At 39.8% G+C, this 5732-nt stretch carries 4 protein-coding genes, 1 rRNA gene and 1 pseudogene; 3 read left to right on the top strand and 3 right to left on the bottom strand.

Going from position 1 to position 5732, the window contains the following annotated elements; genetic code table 11:
- Positions 1 to 582: ribosomal RNA gene (locus tag QT16_RS12120) — 16S ribosomal RNA — on the bottom strand; the annotation flags it as partial.
- 627 nt (positions 583 to 1209) lie between these two features.
- Between QT16_RS12120 and QT16_RS12115 the strand changes: the two genes are divergently transcribed.
- Entirely contained in the window at positions 1210 to 1689 is a 480-nt protein-coding gene (locus QT16_RS12115; RefSeq protein WP_024596401.1) for an RNA recognition motif domain-containing protein, read from the top strand.
- Here the strand turns inward: QT16_RS12115 and murI are convergent.
- Both murI and QT16_RS12105 read right to left on the bottom strand, forming a co-directional pair.
- Positions 1652 to 2452 (bottom strand): glutamate racemase, encoded by an 801-nt coding sequence (gene murI / locus QT16_RS12110; protein WP_039488551.1) that lies wholly within the window; start codon positions 2450 to 2452, stop codon positions 1652 to 1654. The genes QT16_RS12115 and murI overlap by 38 nt on opposite strands.
- A 65-nt stretch (positions 2453 to 2517) precedes the next feature.
- Positions 2518 to 3657, bottom strand: coding sequence for a DUF5610 domain-containing protein (locus tag QT16_RS12105; RefSeq protein ID WP_039488550.1), 1140 nt, complete (start codon positions 3655 to 3657; stop codon positions 2518 to 2520).
- A 162-nt stretch (positions 3658 to 3819) separates the two neighbouring features.
- Between QT16_RS12105 and trmA the strand changes: the two are divergent.
- A pseudogene (gene trmA / locus QT16_RS12100) lies at positions 3820 to 4755 on the top strand (tRNA (uridine(54)-C5)-methyltransferase TrmA); the annotation flags it as partial.
- A 107-nt stretch (positions 4756 to 4862) separates the two neighbouring features.
- Positions 4863 to 5732, top strand: an 870-nt coding sequence (locus QT16_RS12095) for an IS481 family transposase (RefSeq protein WP_039488549.1), incomplete at its 3' end; no start/stop codon positions are given.

Here is a 5732-nt window from a genome sequence, read left to right as displayed (position 1 = left end):
CCGCCTGCGTACGCTTTACGCCCAGTAATTCCGATTAACGCTCGCACCCTCCGTATTACCGCGGCTGCTGGCACGGAGTTAGCCGGTGCTTCTTCTGTCAGTAACGTCACAGCTAACGGGTATTAACCGTTAACCTTTCCTCCTGACTGAAAGTGCTTTACAACCCGAAGGCCTTCTTCACACACGCGGCATGGCTGCATCAGGCTTGCGCCCATTGTGCAATATTCCCCACTGCTGCCTCCCGTAGGAGTCTGGGCCGTGTCTCAGTCCCAGTGTGGCTGATCATCCTCTCAAACCAGCTAGGGATCGTCGCCTTGGTGAGCCATTACCTCACCAACTAGCTAATCCCACTTGGGCCAATCTAAAGGCGAGAGCCGAAGCCCCCTTTGGTCCGTAGACATTATGCGGTATTAGCAGTCGTTTCCAACTGTTGTCCCCCACCTCAAGGCATGTTCCCAAGCATTACTCACCCGTCCGCCGCTCGTCAGCAAAGTAGCAAGCTACTTTCTGTTACCGCTCGACTTGCATGTGTTAGGCCTGCCGCCAGCGTTCAATCTGAGCCATGATCAAACTCTTCAATTAAAAAGTTTTATGTCTTTCGACAGCTCAATGAATTCTGAATTTTTTAATATCTTTCGATATTGAATTGACTGTGCCGAATAGTTACCGAAATAACTATTCTGTTGGTCACTCAGTTTTCAATTGAGACTCTAATTTTTTTGCCTCGCTACCTAAGTAGGTTGGCTGTTAGAACTCAATCTGTACGAGTGCCCACACAGATGATTGCTTTATATTGTTAAAGAACGTTTTGAGTCGCTTTAGCGTCTCAAGGGATGCGAATAATACACCCTTTATTTTTCGAGTCAACACTTTGTTTTAAACTTTCTTTCGACAATTTAAAACCGAAGTTTTATTTAACTCTCTGAGTAGTTCGTGCCTCGCTATGCGTTGGCGTTTCCCGTCTCAGTGGGGTCGCATTATAGGGAGATCCGAAAACAGATCAACCCTTTTTTTAGATCTTTTTACTGTTCGAACAAAAATAGAACAAAACCACGTAAAACCACATGAAAACCCGTCTAAGATGATGCTTTTTTATGCTCTTATTTATTATTTAATACAAATATCATTGCTATGTTTGATTTAGGCGTTAAGATAGCAAGTTCACAATGTTAAATTAATGTTTATTTCCTGTTTATTGGTAGATCTAAAATGAAATTACCCGATCAAAAATCTTTTATCTTCTCTGTTATTCTTGCTGTAGTTGGTTTTGTTGTTGTTGAGTTTGCTTTAGGCGGCTTAGCTTTAAACCCTGCATTACTATTTGGTGCTGGTTTATTAATAGGTGCGATTGCTATTGCTGCAATATCATCTGATGTGACTGAAGAAGCTGAAGTTAAAACAAAAACGCTTTATGTTGGTAACCTTCCTTATCGTGCAAACGAAGGTGTGGTTCGTGCATTATTTGAAGAACAAGGCAAAGTATTCAATGTTCGTTTATTAAAGGATAAGAATACTGGCAAACGTCGTGGCTTTGGTTTTGTTGAAATGGCGCAAGCTGATGCAGACAATGCAATTGCTAACTTGAACGATAGCGAGTTCCAACAACGTACTTTAAAGGTACGTGAAGCAAAACAAAAACAAGAAGATGATTCTAATGCTCTACGTACTGAGACGGATCAGTCAGTGTAACTAGCTTTACCGCTAGCTTATTGCTAAACACATCAGCCGTTGCATAATATTGCAGCGGCTTTTTTATGTCTGTTTGTTTATCCACACATAAGTTAAGTTGGTTAAGTAGGAAGTTGACTCTATTTGCTATCGCTACACCTGAATCAAGTAATTTTACATTCCCTTCAAAGTACTGACTAATCGGCCCTGCTAATATCGGAAAGTGCGTACACCCTAGTACAAGTACATCTATAGTTTTATCTATATGTAGTTCATCAAGTACTTGATACAACTTATTTGTATCTAAAGAGCCTGTAAAAAAGCATTCCTCAGCTAACGTTACTAATTCAACACTGCTATACAGATTAACGATCACATTACGTGCATGTTCAGCAATTAATGTTTTTGTGTATGAACTGGCGACCGTTGCCGGTGTGGCTAACAAGCCAATATGATTTGAGCGTGTTAATTCTGCCGCAGGCTTTATTGCTGGCACAACACCTACAATAGGAATATCCGTAATTTGGCGAACAGCGCTGAGTGCAGATGTAGAAGCTGTATTACACGCTATTACAATTAAATCGACGTTAAGCGTGTTGGCTTTGATGAAATGAATAAGTGAACATAACCGGTTAATTATAGTTTGTTGGGACTGAGCACCATAAGGTAGTAATGCATTATCCATAAAATAGCTGTACTGAGCATTGGGGATACTTTGCTTGATATGTTCAAGTACAGTAGTTCCACCAATACCTGAATCAAAGACCATTATATGCGCTGACAAACTACCGTTCCTACTTTACTTTAAGATCGGCAGTTTGCCATGAGGTTTTTATAAAAGAAAGTAGTTTAACTTTGCGTGGCTTCTAAATCAGTAAGCCTGTCGGCTGCTGAATTTAACTGATTAAGGTTTTCGAACATAGACTTTGTATAATCTACTAACTTATCTATTTGTTCCTGATCTTGATTTAACCATTGGAGAATGCCAGCTAGCTGATTTTGTAATCCAAGCTCACCCGCTTTTTCAAAAGCATTTTTAAGGTCGTCATTAAAAGGGGCTAAACCCTCTGCTACTTGTTTTTCTGGTGCTGGTCTATATTCTTCATAGCTTTTAACTGTTGCTATTGTTTTTGTTTGGCGTAAATCCATAGAAAAAGCCACCAGCTGTTCGTTGTCTAAACTCAGCTCTTGCGCTTGTTCAAATGCTTCATCTAAATCACCACCAAAAAAGGTTTTACTTAAATCTTGTAAGTCTTCCATCATCGCATTAATAGCTTCTTGCTCTTGCTCATTTAAGTCACCATTTACCGACATCGAAAATGATACCTGTCGAGATTGCGATGATGAGCTTGCAAACGACTCACTATTACTATTTTGCTGATAGCCACTTGCCGATTGAGATTCAAATGCATCAGAAAAGCTAATACTTACCTCATCGCCTTCTGCGGTTGTAAATTTATATTCTGCATTACTCGTCATACTGACGTATTGGGCCTGGCTTATATTTACGCTGGCAGGTTGTGGGTTAAATAACGACTCTTCAAACTTATCCAGCCCATTGTAAATTCCCTCTTTGGACTTATTAATGCCCTCTTCCATGTCATCATTAAATACGCCAGTACCTTTGAGTTCATCAACAGCGTCATCAATCCCTATTTGGACTCCTTTGCGCGCATCGCCTAGCATATCTTTGAGCTTTTCATCATCAGCGCCGTTAGCTTTTGCTTTATTTACAGCACTACTTACAAAATCGAGTACGTTTTTTACTATTTCATCAAAATCAAATAGTGGTTTATCTGCTTTTTTTTCTGCGATAGGTAATCCAAGCTGCTCAGCCATTTTATCGCCAAGCACCTTTGCGGCCAACTCTCGGCCTCGTTGTTGATAGCTATCTTGAGGAGACGTAATTGTAGGTTGCTGTATATCAGCTTTATTATTGAATTTATTGATGTTGTTGTTTGGCGTAAAGCCATAATTACCTATTTTCATGATTCGTCTCCTAAGCGTGCGTAGTTTATTATCGGCTATAACAACAAAAACTAAAGTACAATGTTCAATAAAACAGCATAAATGCTAGCCAAAACTAGACAAATACGCAGCGCTCCCTACAATAGCGCCGATAAACAGATCTTAGATAAGGTAGTAGCGTTAATGGCAGTTATTAAAATAGATACCACACAGTACCAAGCGCAGTTAAGTGAAAAAGAGCAGCGCATTAGTACGCAGTTTCAACGTTTTGGTGTGGAGCAACTAGAAGTATTTAGCTCAGAGCCAACTAACTACCGCCAACGTGCTGAATTTAGAGTATGGCACGACGGTGATGATCTGTTTCACATTATGTTTGATCAACAAACAAAAGAAAAAATCCGTGTTGATACATTTGACCCAGCAGCGCCTCTAGTAGGTGAAATAATGCAGGTGATGATTGAGCATCTTAAGCCTTGTGAAATATTACGCCGTAAGTTATTTCAAATCGATTACCTATCAACGCTAAGCGGTGAAATTTTAGTAAGCTTGCTTTATCACAAACCACTGGATGATGAATGGTTAAGTGAAATTAAAGCACTGAAAGAAAAGCTTAGCAGTAAATACAAAATTGACTTTATAGGCCGAGCTCGCAAACAAAAAGAAGTACTAGGTGATGACTTTGTAACTGAACGTTTAACAGTTAATGGGCAAGAGCTTATTTATCAACAAGTAGAAAATAGCTTTACTCAGCCTAATGCAAAAGTAAATATTAATATGCTGGAGTGGGCACAAGATTTATGTAAACCACTTAAAAATGATTTACTAGAACTGTATTGCGGTAACGGTAACTTTTCAATTGCACTAGCGGGCTGTTTTAATAAAGTATTAGCGACGGAAATATCAAAATCATCTGTTCACTCTGCTCAATACAACATTGCTAAAAACAACGTAGAAAACTTAGATATTATTCGTATGTCGAGTGAAGAGTTTACTCAAGCAATGAATGGCGAGCGTACTTTTTCGCGTTTAGAAGGGATTGATTTAAAAAGCTATGACTGCCAAACCATATTAGTTGATCCACCACGCGCGGGCATGGATGAATTAACGTGTGACTTAGTTGTATTAGTTCAGACAAGATCTGACACATCAACTTGAAAAAGTGAGAGTTACCCGTTTTGATAAAAGGTGTCGAATCTTTAAATCAAAACATATAAGAGGTAACTCTCATGCTATATACTAACAATCCAATTATTAAACACAAAGCGGGTTTACTTAATCTTGCAGAAGAACTTGGCAACGTATCAAGAGCCTGCAAAGTGATGGGCGTATCCCGTGATACATTTTATCGATATCAAGAACTCGTCGAAGACGGTGGACTTGATGCGTTAATTGATAAAAGTCGTAGAGCGCCAAACTTAAAAAATAGAGTTGATGAAGCAACTGAACAAGCCGTCATTAAATACGCTGTCGATTATCCAGCTCATGGCCAACACAGAACGAGTAATGAACTCAGAAAACAAGGCGTATTCGTTTCTGGCAGCGGTGTTCGTTCAATATGGCTACGTCATGACCTAGAGAACTTCAAAAAGCGTCTCAAGGCACTAGAAAATAAAGTTGCTAACGAAGGTATTATTCTCACCGACGCTCAAGTAGCTGCGCTTGAAAAGAAAAAACATGATGACGAAGCGTGTGGTGAAATTGAAACGGCTCACCCAGGTTATCTAGGCTCTCAAGATACATTTTACGTGGGTAATCTCAAAGGCGTTGGGCGTATCTACCAACAAACCTTCGTTGATACATACAGCAAAGTAGCGTTCGCTAAGCTCTACACCACGAAAACGCCAATTACTGCGGCTGACATACTCAACGACAAAGTACTGCCGTACTTCGAACAGTACGAGCTTCCCATGCTACGTATTCTAACCGATAGAGGCACTGAATATTGTGGCAAAGTCGAACATCATGATTACCAGTTATATCTGGCTATTAATGATATCGATCATACAAAAACCAAAGCTATGTCACCGCAAACAAATGGTATCTGCGAACGCTTCCACAAAACGATACTCAATGAATTCTATCAAGTTACATTCCGT

Source organism: Pseudoalteromonas distincta, assembly GCF_000814675.1.
In the GTDB taxonomy this organism is placed as follows: Bacteria; Pseudomonadota; Gammaproteobacteria; order Enterobacterales; family Alteromonadaceae; genus Pseudoalteromonas; species Pseudoalteromonas distincta.
This window is presented reverse-complemented; position numbering and strand designations above follow the sequence as displayed.

Coding starts and splice junctions, on each gene's coding strand:
- QT16_RS12105 (WP_039488550.1), bottom strand. CDS start 3,657: ATGAAAATAGGTAATTATGGCTTTACGCCAAACAACAACATCAATAAA.
- QT16_RS12115 (WP_024596401.1), top strand. CDS start 1,210: ATGAAATTACCCGATCAAAAATCTTTTATCTTCTCTGTTATTCTTGCT.